At 41.4% G+C, this 19,801-nt stretch carries 20 protein-coding genes; 12 read left to right on the forward strand and 8 right to left on the reverse strand.

The features are described 5' to 3' along the window. Nucleotides 1–7 precede the first annotated feature (7 nt). Nucleotides 8–2,089, reverse strand: a complete 2,082-nt coding sequence (locus LEP1GSC185_RS14025) for an adenylate/guanylate cyclase domain-containing protein (RefSeq protein WP_008595472.1) — start codon at nucleotides 2,087–2,089, stop codon at nucleotides 8–10. A 105-nt stretch (nucleotides 2,090–2,194) separates the two neighbouring features. On the opposite strand from LEP1GSC185_RS14025, the gene LEP1GSC185_RS14030 reads away from it, so the two are divergent. Beyond that, a complete protein-coding gene (locus tag LEP1GSC185_RS14030; protein WP_008593984.1) occupies nucleotides 2,195–3,163 on the forward strand; it encodes an LIC12353 family lipoprotein in 969 nt (322 codons plus the stop codon). A gap of 64 nt (nucleotides 3,164–3,227) precedes the next feature. On the opposite strand, the gene LEP1GSC185_RS14035 is transcribed toward LEP1GSC185_RS14030, so the two are convergent. The 6 genes from LEP1GSC185_RS14035 to LEP1GSC185_RS14060 all read right to left on the reverse strand — a co-directional run bounded on the left by LEP1GSC185_RS14035 (nucleotide 3,228) and on the right by LEP1GSC185_RS14060 (nucleotide 8,835). After that, a complete protein-coding gene (locus LEP1GSC185_RS14035; RefSeq protein ID WP_008594049.1) occupies nucleotides 3,228–3,677 on the reverse strand; it encodes a MarR family winged helix-turn-helix transcriptional regulator in 450 nt (149 codons plus the stop codon). Continuing rightward, the gene (locus LEP1GSC185_RS14040; RefSeq protein ID WP_008594963.1) at nucleotides 3,646–4,092 is read right to left on the reverse strand and encodes an EVE domain-containing protein; all 447 of its coding nucleotides are present in this window, start codon (nucleotides 4,090–4,092) and stop codon (nucleotides 3,646–3,648) included. The genes LEP1GSC185_RS14035 and LEP1GSC185_RS14040 overlap by 32 nt, the downstream gene beginning before the upstream one ends. Beyond that, a complete protein-coding gene (locus LEP1GSC185_RS14045) occupies nucleotides 4,089–4,514 on the reverse strand; it encodes an SRPBCC family protein (RefSeq protein ID WP_008593531.1) in 426 nt (141 codons plus the stop codon). Before LEP1GSC185_RS14045 ends, LEP1GSC185_RS14040 begins: the two co-directional genes overlap by 4 nt. A 162-nt stretch (nucleotides 4,515–4,676) precedes the next feature. After that, the gene (locus tag LEP1GSC185_RS14050) at nucleotides 4,677–5,597 is read right to left on the reverse strand and encodes an esterase/lipase family protein (protein ID WP_008594555.1); all 921 of its coding nucleotides are present in this window, start codon (nucleotides 5,595–5,597) and stop codon (nucleotides 4,677–4,679) included. Nucleotides 5,598–6,036: 439 nt separating this feature from the next. Continuing rightward, a complete protein-coding gene (typA, locus tag LEP1GSC185_RS14055; RefSeq protein WP_008594584.1) occupies nucleotides 6,037–7,851 on the reverse strand; it encodes a translational GTPase TypA in 1,815 nt (604 codons plus the stop codon). Nucleotides 7,852–7,977: 126 nt separating this feature from the next. Continuing rightward, the gene (locus LEP1GSC185_RS14060) at nucleotides 7,978–8,835 is read right to left on the reverse strand and encodes a pirin family protein (RefSeq protein ID WP_008594882.1); all 858 of its coding nucleotides are present in this window, start codon (nucleotides 8,833–8,835) and stop codon (nucleotides 7,978–7,980) included. A gap of 176 nt (nucleotides 8,836–9,011) precedes the next feature. On the opposite strand from LEP1GSC185_RS14060, the gene rplU reads away from it, so the two are divergent. The 10 genes from rplU to rsfS all read left to right on the forward strand — a co-directional run bounded on the left by rplU (nucleotide 9,012) and on the right by rsfS (nucleotide 15,976). Beyond that, entirely contained in the window at nucleotides 9,012–9,323 is a 312-nt protein-coding gene (rplU, locus tag LEP1GSC185_RS14065; RefSeq protein ID WP_008593635.1) for a 50S ribosomal protein L21, read from the forward strand. Then, nucleotides 9,320–9,640 carry a ribosomal-processing cysteine protease Prp gene (locus tag LEP1GSC185_RS14070; protein ID WP_008594538.1) on the forward strand — a complete coding sequence of 107 codons (321 nt, stop codon included), beginning with the start codon at nucleotides 9,320–9,322 and terminating at the stop codon, nucleotides 9,638–9,640. Before rplU ends, LEP1GSC185_RS14070 begins: the two co-directional genes overlap by 4 nt. A gap of 2 nt (nucleotides 9,641–9,642) precedes the next feature. Further along, a complete protein-coding gene (gene rpmA / locus LEP1GSC185_RS14075) occupies nucleotides 9,643–9,897 on the forward strand; it encodes a 50S ribosomal protein L27 (RefSeq protein WP_008595779.1) in 255 nt (84 codons plus the stop codon). 97 nt (nucleotides 9,898–9,994) lie between these two features. Beyond that, nucleotides 9,995–11,059, forward strand: a complete 1,065-nt coding sequence (gene obgE, locus LEP1GSC185_RS14080) for a GTPase ObgE (RefSeq protein WP_008594103.1) — start codon at nucleotides 9,995–9,997, stop codon at nucleotides 11,057–11,059. Further along, on the forward strand, nucleotides 11,040–11,906 hold the full coding sequence (gene proB / locus LEP1GSC185_RS14085; RefSeq protein ID WP_024864020.1) for a glutamate 5-kinase: 867 nt from the start codon (nucleotides 11,040–11,042) through the stop codon (nucleotides 11,904–11,906). Before obgE ends, proB begins: the two co-directional genes overlap by 20 nt. Continuing rightward, a complete protein-coding gene (locus tag LEP1GSC185_RS14090; protein WP_008595073.1) occupies nucleotides 11,903–13,165 on the forward strand; it encodes a glutamate-5-semialdehyde dehydrogenase in 1,263 nt (420 codons plus the stop codon). Before proB ends, LEP1GSC185_RS14090 begins: the two co-directional genes overlap by 4 nt. A gap of 17 nt (nucleotides 13,166–13,182) precedes the next feature. Further along, nucleotides 13,183–13,791: a nicotinate-nicotinamide nucleotide adenylyltransferase gene (locus LEP1GSC185_RS14095; RefSeq protein ID WP_008593613.1), complete on the forward strand. Its 609-nt coding sequence runs from the start codon at nucleotides 13,183–13,185 to the stop codon at nucleotides 13,789–13,791. 20 nt (nucleotides 13,792–13,811) lie between these two features. After that, nucleotides 13,812–14,405 (forward strand): bis(5'-nucleosyl)-tetraphosphatase (symmetrical) YqeK, encoded by a 594-nt coding sequence (gene yqeK / locus LEP1GSC185_RS14100; RefSeq protein ID WP_008594775.1) that lies wholly within the window; start codon nucleotides 13,812–13,814, stop codon nucleotides 14,403–14,405. 42 nt (nucleotides 14,406–14,447) lie between these two features. Next, nucleotides 14,448–15,596, forward strand: coding sequence for an LCP family protein (locus tag LEP1GSC185_RS14105; protein ID WP_008594606.1), 1,149 nt, complete (start codon nucleotides 14,448–14,450; stop codon nucleotides 15,594–15,596). A 2-nt stretch (nucleotides 15,597–15,598) separates the two neighbouring features. After that, nucleotides 15,599–15,976, forward strand: a complete 378-nt coding sequence (rsfS, locus tag LEP1GSC185_RS14110; protein ID WP_010515855.1) for a ribosome silencing factor — start codon at nucleotides 15,599–15,601, stop codon at nucleotides 15,974–15,976. Here the strand turns inward: rsfS and LEP1GSC185_RS14115 are convergent. Next, nucleotides 15,973–18,060 (reverse strand): thioredoxin domain-containing protein, encoded by a 2,088-nt coding sequence (locus LEP1GSC185_RS14115; protein ID WP_008595736.1) that lies wholly within the window; start codon nucleotides 18,058–18,060, stop codon nucleotides 15,973–15,975. The genes rsfS and LEP1GSC185_RS14115 overlap by 4 nt on opposite strands. Nucleotides 18,061–18,155: 95 nt before the next feature. Between LEP1GSC185_RS14115 and LEP1GSC185_RS14120 the strand changes: the two genes are divergently transcribed. Then, nucleotides 18,156–19,799, forward strand: a complete 1,644-nt coding sequence (locus LEP1GSC185_RS14120) for a TolC family protein (protein ID WP_008596883.1) — start codon at nucleotides 18,156–18,158, stop codon at nucleotides 19,797–19,799. Nucleotides 19,800–19,801 lie beyond the last annotated feature (2 nt).

A 19,801-nucleotide genomic window follows, 5' to 3' on the forward strand; every position in this document is an offset into this window, starting at 1 on the left:
TAAAAATTTAAGCTAGATCCGGACCGGGCTGCACTTTTACTGTAGAAGAATAAATTTGCTCAGTGCAACGTTTTAAGTATAGATTCGCAGCCCTGTCTCCGGAGTAAATCCTCAAGGCCTCCCTGAAAGACTCTCCCGAATCCAAATACTTCCCATAATGAAAAAGTTCCACTCCCCTTTCAAAATTACTTTTGGATTTAAGAAAGGCATCTCTTTCCGTTTTGCTTAAATGATCTCCCAGTTCATAGATCGCTCTATGAGTCTCCTTTCCTCTAAATTTAAGTTGGTCCAATTTACGAAGTAAGAACTTTTCCGGAGACTTCAATTTGGAGTAAGTATCTTCGCTGATCAATATGCTAGAACCGTAATACTTATTTAAAGCTTCCAATTTAGAAGCAAGATGGACAGCATCCGAGATCACAGTGCTTTCCATACGATCTCCGGAACCTACAAGCCCCATCATCAAAGAGCCGGTATGTATCCCGATCCCGACTCCTATTGCACGATTTCCTTGGTCCATTCTTCTCTGGTTATACTCTAAAATACGATTTTGCATGGATATAGCGGCATTCACCGCATCGTCAGAACTTTCAGGAAATAGAGCCATGATCGCATCCCCAAAATACTTATCCACAAAGCCGCGATTGGAATGAATAAGAGGTTCCATCTCCGAAATATAAGAATTTAATAATTCAAAACTTTCCTTGGAATCCAGACTTTCCGAAATTTCGGTAAAGGAACGAATATCCGCGAACAGGATGGTCATTTCCTTTTTGATCTGGTCCCCAGGTCTCATATCCTCCAGCTTTCCTTTTCCTAAAAATTCCAAAAAGCTGATAGGAACGAATCTGCTATAAGTCTCGTTCAAACGTTGCAGGCGATCCGAAAGTTTTTCCTTCTCCCTATATAGATCCCTATATCTGGAAGAAAGGATGAATGTCTGAGTAAGAATTGCCACAAACAATCCGATCGGGATTATAAACCTTGCGAATATAATCTGTCTTGCCGCAAGTATATCGAATATTCCTGCCAGAATCAAAGCTAAGATCGCAAATCCGATAACGAGAGAATATTGTTCTTTGTGGATAATTGCCCGAAAAAGCACTACAATCGCAAATACCACACCGCCTAAAAAGACGAATTGAAAATAAGGTACAGGTATAGAAGGGATGGGAAAAGGAAAGAGTGTGCTTAAAGAAAACGTAAAAGAGATCAGATAAAATAATAACATCCATTTTCTAGGAAAATATGCTGGAAAAGAATGTCTGAGAAAATGCAAACCTAAAGGTAAAGCAGCGTACATAGTGAGATATTCCAAATTCATCGAAAGCGGATAATCCGCCCAAGGAAAATAGAATTGGATCAATTTTTCCTCGGTCACAAACAAACGTAAAAATAAACAAAAGCAGAATAATGCGAAAACCAGAGGAGTACGATCCTGTCTACGTAGAAAGAAAAGACCGAGATGGTAAATGGTGGACATGAAAAAAAGTCCGGATAGAAAAAGATCCCAATCCCTGAGTATTAGAGTTTCTTTATAAAGCTCCCTCGCATCCCCAAAGCGAATATCAAACCAAAGCCCTGTCAACCTATGATGAAAATTAGAAATTTTGAAACTAATATCCACTTCCTTTGCGGGCTCGTCCCATTCATAGTATACCGGCCGATTGTCCGGAGCGCTTGTCTCAAAAGTGGTCCCCGGTTCTCCAGAACTACCTGCAGAAACACCATTGATCAAAATCTCAAAAGCAGTCGCTTGATGTTTGGAATAGATCGCTAAACGCCCATGTTTTTCCGGAAGAAGTATTTTTAATTTAAGAAGAGCATAACCCGTGCCTGGCCAAACTCCAGGGATTTTGCGAAATTCCGGAGACATTCTGGAATTTAGATCAGGTTGGAAAGTATTCGAAAAAAAAGACCAATCTCCCTGTAGATTCATAGTAGGGTTGGATCTATAATCCCAATTGGTTAAATCTAAGATCCCTTTTTGAGCGACCGGTGCATCTGCAGAAGAGCACGAAAGTAAGAAGATACAGAAAATTATAGAAAGTAAATATTGAAATCGGAAAGCTATAGGCTCAGGATCCATTGTTTTAATCGCTCATTGGTCTACAAAAACGACGACTTTGTCAAGATAATATGAATTTCCTTTTTTTTCTTTACCCTTTTCGGCAGAAAAACTAACGTAATTCAAATGTTTCGAAACCGTTTCAAAATATCCGTAATTCTCTTAACCTTGTTTTGTATCTTAATGAACTGCGGAGATAGTTTAAGAGGTAAGCCAACTCCGGCAATCCCGGAACTGGCAGGATTTTATGTAAATGAAAGATCCAAAGAATGGTTTAAAGACGGAAAGATCAAAATACAAACTCTTTGGATCAGGCGTACTGCAAAAGGAGAAATGGAATTCTCACACAATATATTGATTAGGCTCCAATTCAGCATCAGTGAGAACAGAGAAGAATTAAAAGTTAAATCCGGAAAACTATTAACTAGCGACAGAGAACTTTTATTTTTCGAAACCAACGCAAAAGAATTCCATCGCAATTATCACGGCCCAAAAACAAAAGATCCTAAAAGCTGGGCAATCCGTTCCTTCGGACCTTTCATGAAGGTAAAAGATTTCAGCAAATTAATAGGAGAAGGAACCGGAAGATCCGCTGAACTTTCTCAAGACAAAAACTCTATCGTATTTTCCAACGGAGAAGTTTACAGAAGGATAGGCAATCCCCTCTTAGGGAGAATCTCCATCAATTTAGGAAAATTCAAAAAGACCATAGATAATGAGATTGCGGGAGTGGTATTATTTCCTTTGGATGCGGAAGCATTCCCCCAAACGGAAGGAAGGCAAAACTTCTTCGCGTTATTTTCCACTACGGATTCTCTAGCAGTAGGAACTCCGATCAAGATCGCTGAATTTCCCGGCCAGATCCAGGAAGTTTTCGAACATGTGGCTGTAGTCGAATTGAACAAGACAAAACCAGGGATTTCTGCTCCAATAATCCAAAACTTCTCTTCCGTACTTCTAGACGGAATTGTGGATACTAAAACAATCTCTCAAAAAGAAAGTACTGACGAGTTAATCCGAAGATTAAAACAGGATCCGAATGTTTCCAAAGAGGAACTGATCCGGGAACTGGAAAAACTCAAGAACAAAGAGTAATTCCCGCGCAAGTGTCGGTCGATCCTGGGATCCTTTAAAAAAGGCCCTAAAATACTTTTCCGGACTATTTCCGGGAAAGTATTTGTAGTCCACCAACCATTTCTTTTCTTTTCCCTCCTAAAATGGAAAAGAAGTCTTCATCAAAATCTTCCACTACTTTGACCGCTTGTTTTAGGACTTTCTGCCCCTCCGAAGTGGTCTTTACTAATTTCGCACGAGTATCAGTCTCATGAGAGATACGTTTTACTAACTTCTTAGATTCAAGAGTTCTAAGTACGGTAGAAGTAGTCATAGGATCCGTTTTAGCTCTGTCCGCAATCTTGATCTGGGTTGTCTCTTCTTCGTGGAGTTCCAACCAATGTGTTACGGCCAAAAGAACGAATTGAGCATGGGTCAGATCCAGAGGTTCTAAAACCTTTCGGATCTCTCTTTGCCAAAGATTCGTAACCTGCCATAATAAAAATCCGGGACTATCGTCGGATCTATCGTACCTGAATATTTTGTCCTTCGACACTTATGCCCATCCTTTCCGAAATCAGGCCGAAATCTTTCGGTCCGATTTCCAAAAATCCGAAACGAAACGGAAAACCCCAGGACTTTTTATTTGGAATAAAATCCAAAAATGGGACCAAAGGTAAAATATCCGCTTCTTCCGCATGATAGTATGTAACGTTCCTTCGAAACGGACAAAAATCAGGACTCATTTGAAAAGAATACACCGAATCATCCACAATGCGTCCAATCGAAGTGAATTTTTTATATGGAGCTTTTTCTCCGAAATTTTCTTTAGAAGAATAAACCAAGACCCAATCCCCTTTTTTCATTCTAGCTAAAGGAGCCTTTTTACCGTGACAAGCTTGAATAATTCCTTGGGACATTCCGATAAGAGAATGTTCCTTTGAGGCAACTACGATCCAATATCGACTCATCTTACTCCTTCCCGGACCAGTTCGGCAAACCTACTGATCTCTTTCTCCATCCCTTTTGCCTGCTCTTCTCCTAAGATTTTTTTCCAGAGAAATCCTAATGGCCCGGAAATGCTTAGCTCAACTTTGATCTCTGTCCCTTCTTGGCTGGGCTTAAAGAAATGTATAAATTTCATCTTTGCTCCCGGAAGACTGGTTACATCTCCGAATACGAAAGGTTTTTCAGATTCTGTGATCAAAACCTTACAAGCAAATCCTCCCTTTGGCTTCAGAACAAATTCTTTACCGACGGAGACTTCTCCTTCTATCTTAGTCCACTCGATATCTGAATCCCATTTGGACCAATTGGAAACGTCTGATCTGGCCTCCCAAAGTGATTTTGCGTCGATTCCTTTTACAGTTGTTTTATACTCATACTTCCACATCTTATTCCTCCAGATAATAAGCACACTTACTATCTGAATCCCTTATATAATAAGTGCACATATTATGCAAGCAATTTAATAAGCACACTTATTATATAAGGGAATAAAAAAACGCCCCTCAAAAGAGGGGCGCTCCTATTTTACTAGATAGAAACTGGCTTCTTATTGATTACTTTTTGCGTTGGAAGCCATTTTTAAGTAATAACCGTTAGTATCATACCAGGTCTGTCCCAGGTATAATGCATTGGTTGCTTCTAAATGGTCCACACCGGTGGTAAGGATCCCATAAGAAGGACCACCTTTCCAGGTTCCCCATCTTTGAGAATCATCCGGAACCACTCCGTCATTCCAAATACTTTGTCCATAGAAAGGAGCTCCGATGGAACAAATAGGTGCAATCAATCCCATCGCAGGGTGTTGGATCAGATCGTTTCCGATCATATATGATCCATAAGAAAAATACTTAACTCCGGAAGCGTTTGGAACGTTTGCATTGAAAGTGGTAGCTCCGCTTACTGTAAGAAGTTTTAATGCAGCAACAACGTTTTGGCTGGATTGTCCATAAACTACTCCGACCAATGCATTAATAACGGTTCCAACATAAGGAAGAGCCCAACTTGGGATCACAGCTTCTATCACGCTTGCAACAGGACTTCCTTTGTGAGGTGTGTTGATCGTGGTAAGAGTTGCTACTTTACTTGCAAAACTAAGATTCGAAACAAGATAACGAGCGTCTAATCCACCCTGAGAGTGTCCAAGGATATGGACTTTTCCGGTGTAGTTATTTGCTGCCATTGCAGTTTGGATTGCTGTTTTCAACTGAGAAGCTCTAGATGCGGAAGAGTTCGTAGCGGTGACTGTAGGAGTAAGAACAGTGGCCCCTTGGGATTGAAGATAAGCTGCGTTTCCGCCCCAATAGTCAACAATACCAGTAGATTTACCCCAACCGAAAATACCATGAGTCAATACGATCGGATAAGCTCCTGCGAGAGGTTTAGTAGAAGAACCTCCACCAGATGCGCTCACTGCTCCCGCTGCTAGGAATAGAACCCCAGCTACCATTAACTTTGCTCTTTTTAACATTCTCCTTAACCCTCTTCTTTTAAACTATTCTCTCTACGGATCTCACTTCCCGGGCTTTGCCTCTTTAGGAAGGAGTTCTATTTATATATAACAAGCATTCGACTTAAGTTTTTAATTTCGAACGTTCGCTATTTGAACCTTTGTCCACCTCTTCTGTGTCATCGGCCCACAAAGTTGATTATAGAACAGCGTTAAATTGTCAATTGAGAAAATAAGGGAATTATAAGTGAAAAGGAAAAAATAATCTTAAATCGATCGTTCAATCAAAAATAAAATAAAAGAATATTCTAAAATTCTAATGTGTTTTATACCATTTGGTGTAGTCAATGCACTGTAGCATTTGATACAAAGCCTTAAAACAAAACTAGATCACTCTCTATGAGCATAAAAAAGGCCCGCGATTGCGAGCCTTCTTCTTTGATTAGATTAGCAGAAACGACTATTTAGCTGCGCGCTTTCTTGCGTTTGCATCCAAATGTCTTTTGCGAAGACGCATACTCTGAGGAGTTACTTCCAGAAGTTCGTCGTCGTCCAAGAACTCGATGTTCTGCTCTAAGCTGAACTTGCGAGGAGGAACAAGTCTAATTGCTTCGTCCGCCCCAGAAGATCTTACGTTGGTCAATTTTTTCTCTTTTACAGGGTTCACTTCCAAGTCGTTGTCTCTGGAGTGGATACCTATGATCATTCCTGGATATACTGGAGTTTGAGGATCGATGAGTAATTCTCCTCTTTCCTGGATTTTCCAAAGTGCATATCCTGTGGTTTCCCCGGAGTCCATGGAGATGAGCGCACCGTTCTTTCTTCCAGGAATTTCTCCTTTATAGGTGTCGAATCTAAGGAATCGGCTGGATGCCACTCCTTCTCCCTTGGTTTCTGTGACAAAAAAACCTCTGAATCCGATAATACCTCTGGTAGGGATCACGAATTCTACTCTGGTCATTCCGGACGGATGAGCATCCATTAACTGAAGCTCTCCCTTTCTGCGGTTTAACTCTGCAATAATACTTCCGGTGAACTGGTCCGGTAAATCCATTACTAGATACTCATAAGGCTCCAGTTTTTCTCCGTTTTCTCCCTTCTTGATGATTACCTCGGGGCGGGAAACTTGAAGCTCGAAACCTTCTCTTCTCATGGTTTCGATGAGTACGGAAAGATGCAATTCTCCTCGGCCTAAAACCTTGAAGCGGTCTTTATCTTCCGTTTCTTCCAAACGCATTGCTACGTTTGTTTCTAATTCTCTGTCCAGACGTTCGCGGATATTTCTGGTAGTTACGTACTTACCTTCTTTACTCGCAAAAGGAGAATTGTTTACCATAAAATACATGGATACGGTTGGTTCTTCTACTTCGATTGCAGGCATTGGAGCTGCTTTACCAGGTTCACAAACTGTGTCCCCGATAAATACATCGGGTAGTCCTGCGATAGAAACGATATCTCCAGCTTCTGCCTCTTCGATCTCGTTCCTTTTGAGTCCTTCGAAGTTATAAAGTTTAGTGATCTTTAAAACTTGGGTTTCGTCCCTGCCATTTGGCTTAGGGGAAACTTGGATTACGCTCATTCCTTTTTGGAGTTTACCGTTATAGATCTTACCGATCGCGATACGACCTACGTAATCGTTATAATCCAAAGAAGTAACTTGGAATTGTAGAGGCGCCTCTATATTCGCTTTAACAGGAGGTACATGAGAAAGTACAGTATCTAAAAGTGGATCCAAATTGGTTCCGGGAGCATCTTCTAATTTGCTTACTGCCCAACCTTGTTTTGCAGAAGCGTAAACGATAGGAAAATCCAATTGTTCATTGGTAGCTCCTAAATCGCTGAATAGGTCGAAAACCATATCGACTACAGCATCAGGACGAGCTCCATCTCTATCAATTTTATTGATAACTAAAATAGGTCTATGTCCTAATTGTAAGGACTTACCTAATACGAATCTGGTTTGAGGCATGGGTCCGTCGAATGCGTCTACAAGAAGAAGACAGGAATCGGCTGTGGAAAGTACTCGCTCCACCTCTCCTCCAAAGTCCGCGTGACCTGGGGTATCTACTACATTGATACGTGTGCCTTTATAAACAACTGCTGTGTTTTTGGCCTTTATCGTGATCCCTTTTTCTTTTTCGAGATCATTACTATCCATGATTCTTTCACCGTCTTCTTTTGCGGTAACTGCGCCTGTTTGGCGTAAAATACCGTCTAGAAGGGTTGTTTTACCGTGGTCAACGTGTGCGATAATGGCGATATTGCGGATTTCCATGCTATGACCAAAATTTACGTAAGGGCCAGGGTGACAAGGTGGAATTTTAGGAAATTCTTTTCAATGGGATGAAAAAGAACGCATTAAATCGCTATTAATAACCGGTTTTAAACGATCCTAGGATTCTTAATGTTCCGGCAACGGGATCCTTTCAGTCTCCCCTGGCACATGTGCAAATCGATCTTCTTTCCAATCCAATTTTGCTTGTTCAATTCTTTCTAAAGAACTGGATACAAAGTTCCAATACATATGCCTTGGAGTAGAAAGCGGAGTTCCGCCAAGTAGAACAATGCGCGAAGTTTCTTCTGCTCTGAATTTGACCGCTCCGCCCTTTGGATAAATTGCCATATCCCCGATGGAGACTATCTTTCCTTCTGCGTCTGCTTTACCTCTGGCAACATAAATGCCTGCTTCTTGTTCGGATGGGACAGGCAGCTCTACTTCTGCACCGGCCTCCACCTCTAGATCAGCATAGAATAAAGGAGAATATACTTTTACTGGAGAAACTTCCCCCATAAAAGAACCTGCAATTAGTCTGAGCTCCCAACCTCCACCGCTGACTGTGGGCAATTCTTCTCTTTCATGATGGAAAAATTCAGGAGAAGTTTCTTCGAATTCTTTGGGGAGTGCCACCCAGGTTTGGATCCCTTCTAAAATATTAAATTCAGGATCCAGTTTGGATCTTTCGCTATGTACAATCCCGGAACCTGCGGTCATCCAATTCACTTCGAAAGGACGGATATCTTCTACCTTTCCGAGACTATCTCTATGAGTGATCACTCCGTCATAGAGATACGTGACTGTCGCCAAACCGATATGAGGATGAGGGCGGACTACAATTTCTGCCCCTGTCTTGATGGGAAGAGGACCCATATGGTCCAAAAAAACAAAAGGCCCCACCTGCCTGGCGTCGATCTGAGGAAGCACCCTTCGAACAAAAAAACCGTCTCCCAAATCTTTTTTCTTAGCGATCAGATATCTCATAATAGTATAGACTACTAGATCTGATTCCCAGCAATCTAAGCAAGATTTAAAACCCGAATAACGGAGCTGCTTTAGCGAAAGACAATCTTCTTCCTTGCAAATCGTACCCCAAAACCCTTGACACTGGCCTTGACCGATCAAAACTGGTCAAAACTCGAGAAACTAGGCCAGTAATCATGTTCGCGATCATCTCTGTCGGCAACCGACAATTCAAAGTCACTCAGGATCTTGAATTCCTGACTGAAAAAACCGGTAAAAATGCCGGTGATACCTTCGATGCTAAGGTTCTACTATTTGCCGAAAATAATAAGGTACATATTGGATCTCCGGAGCTCAAATCCGCTAAAGTCTCCCTGAAAGTATTGGAAGATGTAAAGGGAGAAAAAGTAAGAGGATACGTTTACAAAAAACGTAAAAACTCTCAGAGAACCTGGGGACACAGACAACAACTGCAAAAAGTTAAGGTAGTTTCTCTTTCGGCAGTTTGATCCGTATTAAGGTACTCCGAAAAGGAGAAGAAATCCTTGGTTTGGAATCCTCCGGGCACGCTTCTAAGATGCACGGATCCAAAGGACAAAATCTTCTCTGCGCCGCTGTCGGAGTACTCGTCCAAACTCTTTACTTGCATTTAAGCAAGAAAGGTTTAGCAGAAGAGGCGGTAATCGGAGACGGACTCTTGGACTTCAAGATCGTCTCCGGAAAAACAACCGATCCAGTGGTTCTTACAGGTTTCGATCTTGTAAAAAGCGGATTGGTCAACTTGAAGGAACAATATCCTTCGGAAATTGAACTCATAGGAGAATAAACATGGCACATAAGAAAGGTGGCGGTTCATCCAAAAACGGACGCGATTCCCAATCCAAACGTCTTGGTGTAAAACGTTTCGGAGGAGAGTTGGTTTTAGCGGGCAATATTCTTGTTCGTCAAAGAGGAACCAGACTGAATCCAGGAAGAAACGTGGGTGTAGGTAAAGATCACACACTTTACTCTCTCGTCGAAGGTCACGTTAAATTTGAGCAAGTTTCCAAAACTAAAATGCAAGTTTCCGTTTACCCGAAATAAGCATTAGATCTCAGATTTAGTGCGTGGAAAAAGAAAGGCCTTCCGGGGAGTTTTTCCTCGAGCCTTTCTTTTTTTATTTTTAGGGCCTTAAGTTCACATGGAAAAGTTTTTAGATGAAGTTTTGATCGAAGTTACCGCCGGACATGGTGGAGCCGGATCCATGCATTTCAGAAGAGAGAAATATGTGGAATTCGGAGGACCCGATGGCGGTGACGGAGGAATTGGCGGCAATATTATTATGCGCGCTAACCTTTCCATGGTTACCCTAGATCGTTATCTTACCAAAAGAAGATTTAGAGCACAAGATGGTTTTCCCGGAGAAGGTAACGAAAGATCCGGCAAAAAGGGAGAAGATCTGATTCTTTTTGTTCCATTGGGAACTCAAGTATTCGACGAAGAAAGCGGAGAACTACTTTACGATTTTGTAAAGGACGACGGAGAATTTCTGGTTGTCAAAGGAGGAAGAGGAGGAAAAGGAAACACCCATTTCAAATCTTCTACCCACCAAACTCCTAAATTTTCTCAACCTGGAGAAGATGGAGAATATAAACATCTACGTTTAAGCCTCAAACTTTTGGCAGACGTTGGAATTGTAGGACTTCCTAATGCAGGCAAGTCCACCCTACTTTCTAAAATTACGGAAGCCCACCCTAAGATCGCAGGATATGCATTCACTACTCTTGCTCCCAACCTAGGCGTTGTGAAAAGAAAGGGAGATATCTACCGCTATACTATGGCGGATATTCCCGGGATTATAGAAGGCGCGAGTAAAGGTGTGGGCCTTGGGCTTTCCTTTTTAAGACATATAGAAAGAGTAAAAGGTATATTATACGTTTTTGATGCAGCCGCATTAGATATTATAGAAGATTTCAAAATGCTCCAAGCAGAGTTGAGATCATATAATCCGGAACTTCTGAACCGACCACATTTGATCGTTTTAAATAAAATAGATATCTGGGAAGACCAGAGTTTTACGGAAGAATTACTCAAGTCAGTTTCTTCTTTGGGCAGAGTGATCCCCATTTCCGCTCAAAACGAGACCAACTTAGAAGAATTACTTTCCGTAATGGACTCCACATTCTTCCAAAAAGAACTGGAAGAATTACATTTTAACGAAGAAAAAAAAGAAGAACACCGGGAAGATTCGGATGAACAGAAATGATCTGAACGAGAGAATCAAAACATCCAACAAAATAGTAATTAAAATAGGTTCCGCAAGACTTTCAGGCTCCGAAGAGGAAGTGAACGATTTCCTTTTCAGTTTAGTTTCGGACATACGGCATTTAAGGGACCTTGGAAAACAAGTGATCCTAGTTTCCTCCGGAGCGATCGCGAGAGGGAGAAAACTTTTATCCACACTTCCGAATTCCGCCGAAGCCGGAGAATCTCTTCCGGAAAAGCAAGCTCTGGCTGCCATGGGCCAAAACCGCTTGGTGAACTTATACGATAGTTTTTTTTCCAAGGTAAATCTTCCGATCGCTCAGATACTTTTCGGTGTTCTCGATATGGAGAATCCGGAAGGATTTAAAAATCTGAAAAACACCTTCGGGCAACTTCTGAATTGGGGCATTTTACCGATCGTAAACGAGAACGACTCTGTCGCCACCGAAGAAGTAAAATTCGGAGATAACGACGTTCTTTCCGCGATAGTAAGTCTAATCGTAGAAGCGGATCTTCTGATCATACTCACAGGTGTGGAAGGCTTTTTGAAAGACGGGAAACTTCTCCCTTTCTTGGAAGAAGTAGGAAAGTCCGAACTTTCCCAAGCGGGAGGTCCGAGCGGTCCCGGTACCGGAGGAATGTATACAAAACTTAAGGCAGCTTCTATCTCCAGCGAGGCAGGAATTCCTTGCGGGATCATAGACGGGAATCTCAAAAATTGCGTGCGTGAGTTTATAGAAAAGAATACACTCGGGACATTGGTTGTCTCTAACGGTAAGAAGAAACATTTTACGGAGGATGAAATTAAATCCATTCTCCGAGCCAAACGTAACGGAGGCCAGGAATGATCCAAAGATCCGCAGAATCCATCTACGTGGACGAACTTTGTAAATCCGCGAAAGATGCTTATAGGCAAATTCGATCCATCAACACTTCCAAAAAGAATAAGGTTTTGGAAAAACTCAGCGAAGCTTTGATCTCCAGAAAATCCGAAATTTTAAAAGAGAATGCAAAAGACCTGGAAGCGGGAAAATCTAAAGGACTATCTTCCGCACTCTTAGACAGATTAACTTTGGACGAAAAAAGGATCCAAGGCCTCGCTAACGCAGTTTTAGAGATCAAAGCGCTTCCGGATCCTGTCGGAGAAACAGTAAGAGGGGCTACTCTTCCAAATGGAATTCGATTAAACACTAAAAGAGTTCCGCTGGGCGTAGTCATGGTGATCTACGAATCTAGGCCAAATGTTACCATCGATGTGGGAGCTTTATCTTTCAAATCGGGAAACGCCTGTATTTTGCGCGGAGGTTCGGAAGCGATCCACTCGAATACGATCCTCGCTAAAATTTTCCAAGATTGTTTAAAAGAAGAAGGTTTACCTTCCAATGCTGTAACCTTCGTAGATAGAACGGAGAGAGAATATATGATCCCTTTCCTGAAACAAACTTCTTATATAGATATAGTGGTTCCAAGAGGAGGAGAAGGTCTCATCCGTTTTGTTTCGGAAAATTCTTTGATCCCTGTGGTAAAACATGATAAGGGAGTGGTGAATCTTTATATAGATAAGTCCGCGGATCCTAAAAAAGTTTTACCGATTGCAGTAAATTCCAAAGTACAAAGACCCGGAGTTTGTAATGCTGCGGAAAACTTAATTATACATTCCGAATATCCTTATATTAAAGAACTTTTGGAAGAACTCGCATCAAAAGGTGTACAACTTCTTTTAGATCCGAGATCACTTGCCATTTTTCCAAAAGGACAAGCAGTCAAGGAAGAAGATTACTTAGAGGAATTTTTAGATCTAAGATTCTCCGTAAAAACTGTGGATAAGATAGAAGAAGCGATCGAATTCATAGAGTCAACCAGCTCGGGTCACACGGAAGCAATCGTAACGGAAGATCTAAGTGCGGCGAATTTTTTCAGCCGTTCCTTGGATTCCGCCGCGATCTTTGTGAATATCTCTACTCGTTTTCATGACGGAGGAGAATTCGGACTTGGGGCCGAAGTTGGAATTTCAACTGGAAAACTGCATGTAAGAGGTCCGATGGGATTAGTACATCTTACAACCACTACTACTTATGCGGAAGGAGAAGGACAGGTCCGAGGATAAGGGACCTTTTCCATCTCATGAACTCTTCCGGTCTGGTCGGAGTTTTTGGCGGGAGTTTTGACCCTCCTCATCTAGGTCATGCTGAAGTTGCGTCCAGCTTTTGGGAAAATTTTCCGAACGCGAAAGAACTTCTGATCGTTCCGAACCACACTTCTCCTTGGAAACTGAATAAAAAAACTTCGCCGGATATTATCTTAGATCTGGTTCGGACACAGTTCCGAAATTTTCCGAATACGAGAGTCTGGGATTGGGAGATCAAAAGGGACACTCCCAGTTACACAGAAGAAACTATTTTAGAACTTTTGAAAGTTCAACCTGGCGCAAAACTTTCCCTGTTGATCGGAGAGGACAATTATTCAGAATTCCATAGGTGGAAAAACTGGGAGAATATCCTGCACAATGTCTATTCTATTTTAGTTTTTAGAAGATTTTCAGAATCTATTCCTCCAAATAAGCACCTACAAAAGTTCCAAAATAAGATCGTGTTTTTACAAAACAGAATTATAGAAGCTGCTTCCGTAAATTTAAGAGAAGAACTTCCTAAATGTATTTTGGAAAATAGGAAACCGATTGCATTGTCGGATGAAGTATGGGATATCATACTTAAAAATAGATCTTACATTTGAACGACCGATCATACTTGCAGATGCTTCCAAACACTACTCCAGAACAGATTGAATTTTTTTCAAATATCGTTCCAAAAGAGATCACTAAAACTCGCTGGGAACATAGTCTTAAGGTAGCCGAGATCGCAGAAGAACTCGCAACTGTTCATTCTCCGAATGAAACTAAAGAAGCATATTTGGCAGGTGTAGTTCACGATATCACTAAACAAAAGACCAAAGAATTCCATCTGGAACTTTTCGCAAAATTAGGCGACTTAGAATCTCCCAAACTTCCGGAAGCGGCCTGGCATTCCAGATCCGCTGTATACTATCTGGAAACGGAATACGGTTTAAAAACAAGATCCGTTTTAGATGCGGTCAAACACCATACACTCGGCGGAGAGGATCTCAATCTTTTAGATCATATATTATATGCAGCCGATTTTTTAGGTTCCGAGTTTGCAGAAAGGCAAAAGGAATATTCGGAATGGAGAAACAAGGCCAAAGAGAATCTTTACTTTGCCGTTTTAAATAAGGCGATCCATACGATGCAAAACCTTTTGGATCACAAAAAGGAAATCCATAAAAGAACGATCTCTATGTATCATTTCGCCTTGGGAAAATTATCCAATTGACAGGGTTATTTTTTCTTTCTGAATGGAATCCGAGGCTTTGATTTGAGTCCTAACAAACCGATTCGACCTTTTAATCTTTTTCCATTATGGATCGCCGCAGGCTTTCTATTTTTGGCATTGTTATTTTTTCTATTCCGTAATTTCAGAAGGACGGGCCTGGACGAAAAGATCAGTTCAGGTAAGCCGATCCATATTCTTTTCCATGCGGTTGGGAACGATGATATATACGAATTCGGATTTTTAGCCACAATCTTTCCTTCCCAAGAAAGAGTAGCTTTATTCTTCTTTCATCCGATCACTACGTTCGAAGATCCGGAAGATACTTTAGAACAAATTAAATCCAAGGCTACGTCGGCAGTAAAAGATGCAGTCCAAGATATTTTAGGCTCCAAGCCCAATTACACCGTAAAAATAAACGCTTCTTCCTTTATTAAGATCGTGGATATCTTAGGCGGAGTGAATTTATACACAGATAATCGTACAAATAGGGTTTCTCCTTCTTACGTGAGAGAACCGGGTTTGTATTCTTATTCAGGCGAAGATGCTTACGATTATGTTTCCTATATGGATAAAAAGGAAACATTGGACTACTTGGATCGTATCAGCAGGCAAGAAAGTGCCGTTCTATCCATTTACGAAACTTTATACGAAAACAAAGAACTTCTGAATTCATTTTGGTCTGAAATGGTTTTCAGCTTGATAGATTCCGATTTTTCCAAAGAGGATTTTTACACTCTTCTTAAATTTGCGACTTCTCATAGACTCGCATTCGGGATCACTGAACTTCCCGGAGAGCCCGCATTAGATCCGAAGACTAGACGTTTGTTCTTAACTGCAGATCCAGCGAGGGCGTCAGTCGCCGTCCGAAAATTCCACAAAGACGTATCTGCCGAAATTTTTACAGACGGGGAATACGCCAGAACGGAAGTATTAAACGGGACGGATGTTGCCGGTCTTGCAAAAGACGTGAGAACTACTTTAGCGGATAAAAGGATCAAGGTCCTTTCTGTAGACAATGCCTGGACAAAAGATATCAAAAAAACTGTTATCTTAGATCGTTCCGGAAACACTGCAGTTGCGGATAAAATTTCGTCCATATTAGAAAAAACGAAAGTATATCATGTATTAAGAAAGGATCTAGGGCTGGACTCTACCGTGCTCTTAGGATCCGATATAGAGCCTAAAAAATAATTATGAGTCCTTCTCCCAAAAATACACCGGAAAACACGATGGAAATCCTGAAAACTATCTATAAGATCATGCAGGATAAAAAATGCGAAGAGATCGCGATCTTAAACCTGGAATCAGTACATTCATACTTAAGTTTCTTTCTGATCTGCACTGTGAACTCCGCTGTACAAGCAAACGCTGTGGCAAGAGAGATCAAAAAAGCATTAAAAAGTTTTAAATTACCTCATAAGGAAACGGACAAAACAGGAACATCCGCTTCCTCGGGGTGGACTTTATTGGACTACGGTGAATTTATAGTCCATATTATGACCCCGGAAAAAAGAGAATACTATAACCTGGACAGACTTTGGAGAGACGCAGAGAGAATAGAACTCTCTTAATCTTCCACCAATCTTGCTCGTAAACTAGGCCAGTCAGATACGGGAAGTTCGCAATGAAATCCTACGCAAACGTATGCTTTCACCCCTCCACCCGAATTTCTGTTCTTTAGAAGTAGGAATTTTTCTCCGTTCTCTTCTGCTTCCTTATCATTCGCCCAAACGAGTACCGTTTCAGGTAAGAATAACGAACCGACACCTTTCCAAAAGGGCAATAATTCTTCTTGGGAAGAATATACTACCGCAAGTTCTCTGCCTGGAGATTTCCTTAGCCATAAAGCGGAAAGCATATACGGATAACTCATCGGGTATGCTTCCAATTCAGGTTTAAAATAAGAGAAGATTGAGTCCGCATATTGCAAATATTTTTCCGAATCCACCACACCTAACTTGGAAAGCAGAACAAATGCTGTCGCAAAGGAACTATTGGCCGAGGGCTCCACTCCATCGTATCCATCTACAGTTCTTCTGAGCAATGCCTCTCCGTCTATACCGGAATCAAAGAATACTCCGGCAGGACTCCTGAAAAGTCGGATCGCTTCTTCAGTGTATCTGATCGAATTTTCCAAATATCTGAAACCTTTTCCGGCTTGGAATAGGTATAAAGAGGCCAAAACAAATTCAGCATAATCAGTGCTATATGCTAAAATTTTTGCTTCTCCTTCTCTAAATCTTCTGAGCAGCCTTCCGTCTTCTCTGATCAGGTTTTTTTCTAAGAACTTATATGTTTCTTCCGCTTCTCTTAATAGATCTCCGTCTCCGAATGCCATTGCCGCTTTCGTGAGTGCCTTGATGTATAAGCAGTTCCATGAGAATAGAATTTTATCGTCCCTAAGCGGTCTGATACGCGTAGAACGTTTTTCTAAAAGTTTTTTTCTGTTTCTGGAAACGATCTCTTCCAACTCGGAAGGTTCCAACCCATGCAATCTGGAAAAATTCATTCTGAACGATTCGTGCAGGATATTTTTCTCTTCGAAATTTCCCTTTTCAGTAATATTCCAAAATTCATCCAAGAGAGAAGAGTCTTGTCCGCAAACTTCCCTTACTTCCTCTTTTGTCCAAAGATAGAATAATCCCTCTTCTCCTTCCGAATCCGCGTCTTCCGCGCTTGCAATCCCACCGCCAGGCAATCTCATATCGCGATGGAGATATTCGATCACGTCGTAAGCATAGTCTTTATATTTTTCCTCGCCAACCGCTTGATAACATTCCACCAAGGCTTCCAAAAAGAGAGAATTATCGTATAACATCTTTTCGAAATGAGGGACTAACCAATGGTGATCCGTAGAATATCTACAAAGTCCTCCGCCGATCTGGTCGTAGATCCCACCCTTCTTCATCGCGGTTAATGTCTCTTCTACCATTTCAAGAGCCTTAGGTTCTCCGGTAGATTTATGATAACGTAGCAAAAAACTAAGTCCCATACTTGGTGGAAATTTATTTACAGAATTGGATTTGAAACCTGCGTATTCCGGATCGTACAATCTATCATATAATAGAAAACCGTTCTCGAATACTTCAGATCCCGGAGAAGATATGTCGGCTGTTCCAGCAAGAGCTCTAGTTTCTTCCGATTCTTTCAAGTGTTTGGTGAGATCTTCCGAAGCCTCGAGTAACTCTTCTTTTTTATCCTTCCATAATCCGGTTAAAATTCCTAAAACTTCGGTAAAACTTTTTCTACCATACTTAGGAACCGGAGGAAAATAAGTACCTCCTGTAATCGGTTTACCTTCAGGTGTTAAGAACATATTCAAAGGCCAACCGCCCTGCTGTCCCATAGCATGTAACGCATCCATATAGATACGATCCACATCCGGTCTTTCTTCCCGATCTACCTTAATGGAAACGTAATCCCTGTTTAAGACTTCTGCAGTCGTTTCATCCTCAAACGATTCCTTCTCCATTACATGGCACCAATGACAGGTAGCGTAACCTATGGATAAGAAGATCATTTTATTCTCGGATTTTGCCTTTACAAATGCCTCTTCGGACCAAGGAAACCAGTCGACTGGATTGGCGGAATGTTGGAGTAGATAAGGACTTTTTTCAGACGCGAGTCGGTTCAATTTTTTATCTGGAGTTTTCATCGATTTTAAGCTGTCTAGACTTTTACTTTAGATTTTTCGATTTGGCAAATTCTTCCGAACCAAAAACCATGCTCCGTAGGAAGACCAACGACACTATGCTTAGGCCTGCAAATATTCCTTCGTTAAGGAAATTTTATCTGCGACTCTTGCTTGTCGGAGCTTTCGGTCTTCCAGCATCCCAGTTCGCCCAAGAGTTAGACCCTTCCCTTCAAAATCGGCCTAGAGTTCTTAAAATCACTTTGAAAGAAGCTGTCAATTATGTCCTAGCGAATAATATCACAGTTAGAAACGCTGGGATGGAATTCGTGAAAGCGGATACTGCCGAGTTAAAAAATCTATCTCAATATGCATGGACGCTGGTCGGCGGTTTTTCGAAAACAAAAACTACTCTTCCTCTGAATAATAATAACGTTCTCTCCGGAACAAAGATCTCAAACGATCGGGTAAACGTAGGTATCCAAAAGAACTTCGAAACCCAGACTTATTTTAGTTTAGAGCTAAGCCATACTAGATTCGACTCGGACGCTTTCGAGACACAGGCGGCAGCTGCCAGATTGGGCTCAGTGGGTTCCTATTTAGCTGCCCCTCCTCAATACACGGATGCTCTGACTGTAACTCTAGGTCAGGAACTTTTAAAGTATTCTTTCGGGCAGACTGAAAAGGAAAAACAAAAAGTTTTAAAACAAAATGCAGTCGTTCGAAGAGACGAGCTTGTAGATATTCTTGCACAGCTTGTAGTAAAAACTCTGGTGGATTATTGGAGCTTAAGTGTTTACGATTCTCAGGTAGAGACATTCGATAGACTACAAAAGAATACCAAAAATATCCGGGATCTTACGGTCCGAAAACGTAATCTTGGCCTTTCCGAAGGATTCGAGGTCAATCAATGGAATAGCGCCCTCACTCAAACTGAAAATAGTTTAGAAAGAGCAAAACTTTCCAGGTCGGAAGCAGAACGGAATTTGATCCGAGTCTTGAACGTAGATCCAAGTTCTAAAATTTCCGGAATTACGGATCTTCAAGAAAAAGTTCCGAACGATATCAATCCTTCTAAAGATTACCAGTATGCCTTGGATCATAGGATCGATCTCAAAAATTTGATCCGCCAGAGACAGATTGCAGAGTTGGAACTGAAGATCAAAAATGCGGAGGATATGCCTTCTTTAAAGATTACAGGAAGTTATTCTACAAGAGGCCAGACATTCTTAAACCCGCAGACGAACTATGTAAACCCTGAAACCGGGATGATGTCTTTTAAGTATCCTGAAAAAACTTTAAACTTCGCTTTATCTTATCCTTTATTCGATACCGGTATCCAAACAGATATCAGAGACGCAAAACTCAAAGTCGATATCTTGGCGAAACAAGAAACCGAACTCAGAACTCTGATCAAAGAAGAGTTGGACAATAGATATTATGCGATCGTCGCGGGACAGGAACTTTTAGAAACCGCGAACACTCGTAAAGAAGAGGCCGAGAAGTTTTATAGAGGCGTCCAAGCGCGCTTCAATCAGGGAAGATTCACCGCAGTATTAGTAAAATCAGCCTTGGACGGTTTGATCCAAGCTGAGTTACAAGTTGCCCAAGCAAGGATCAACTTTAACGTAGACATCATTCGTTACGAATTGGCCAGAAACTCGGTTTTCGAGAAGTTCGGAGTAAATGTGGATGAGATCGTAGACACGATCATCAAAAACGAAGTGGAGAGAGCGCGACAAGCTACTCCTTCCACTAACTAATC

It is taken from the genome of Leptospira licerasiae serovar Varillal str. VAR 010, assembly GCF_000244755.1.
Taxonomy (GTDB): Bacteria; Spirochaetota; Leptospiria; order Leptospirales; family Leptospiraceae; genus Leptospira_B; species Leptospira_B licerasiae.

Excerpts from the sequence above, each read along its gene's own strand:
- rplU (WP_008593635.1), top strand. The coding sequence starts at position 9,012 with ATGTTCGCGATCATCTCTGTCGGCAACCGACAATTCAAAGTCACTCAG.
- rpmA (WP_008595779.1), top strand. The coding sequence starts at position 9,643 with ATGGCACATAAGAAAGGTGGCGGTTCATCCAAAAACGGACGCGATTCC.
- LEP1GSC185_RS14025 (WP_008595472.1), bottom strand. The coding sequence starts at position 2,089 with ATGGATCCTGAGCCTATAGCTTTCCGATTTCAATATTTACTTTCTATA.
- yqeK (WP_008594775.1), top strand. The coding sequence starts at position 13,812 with ATGCTTCCAAACACTACTCCAGAACAGATTGAATTTTTTTCAAATATC.
- typA (WP_008594584.1), bottom strand. The coding sequence starts at position 7,851 with ATGGAAATCCGCAATATCGCCATTATCGCACACGTTGACCACGGTAAA.
- LEP1GSC185_RS14050 (WP_008594555.1), bottom strand. The coding sequence starts at position 5,597 with ATGTTAAAAAGAGCAAAGTTAATGGTAGCTGGGGTTCTATTCCTAGCA.
- LEP1GSC185_RS14115 (WP_008595736.1), bottom strand. The coding sequence starts at position 18,060 with ATGAAAACTCCAGATAAAAAATTGAACCGACTCGCGTCTGAAAAAAGT.
- LEP1GSC185_RS14090 (WP_008595073.1), top strand. The coding sequence starts at position 11,903 with ATGATCCAAAGATCCGCAGAATCCATCTACGTGGACGAACTTTGTAAA.
- obgE (WP_008594103.1), top strand. The coding sequence starts at position 9,995 with ATGGAAAAGTTTTTAGATGAAGTTTTGATCGAAGTTACCGCCGGACAT.
- LEP1GSC185_RS14095 (WP_008593613.1), top strand. The coding sequence starts at position 13,183 with ATGAACTCTTCCGGTCTGGTCGGAGTTTTTGGCGGGAGTTTTGACCCT.
- LEP1GSC185_RS14045 (WP_008593531.1), bottom strand. The coding sequence starts at position 4,514 with ATGTGGAAGTATGAGTATAAAACAACTGTAAAAGGAATCGACGCAAAA.
- rsfS (WP_010515855.1), top strand. The coding sequence starts at position 15,599 with ATGAGTCCTTCTCCCAAAAATACACCGGAAAACACGATGGAAATCCTG.
- LEP1GSC185_RS14060 (WP_008594882.1), bottom strand. The coding sequence starts at position 8,835 with ATGAGATATCTGATCGCTAAGAAAAAAGATTTGGGAGACGGTTTTTTT.
- LEP1GSC185_RS14030 (WP_008593984.1), top strand. The coding sequence starts at position 2,195 with ATGTTTCGAAACCGTTTCAAAATATCCGTAATTCTCTTAACCTTGTTT.
- LEP1GSC185_RS14040 (WP_008594963.1), bottom strand. The coding sequence starts at position 4,092 with ATGAGTCGATATTGGATCGTAGTTGCCTCAAAGGAACATTCTCTTATC.
- LEP1GSC185_RS14120 (WP_008596883.1), top strand. The coding sequence starts at position 18,156 with ATGCTTAGGCCTGCAAATATTCCTTCGTTAAGGAAATTTTATCTGCGA.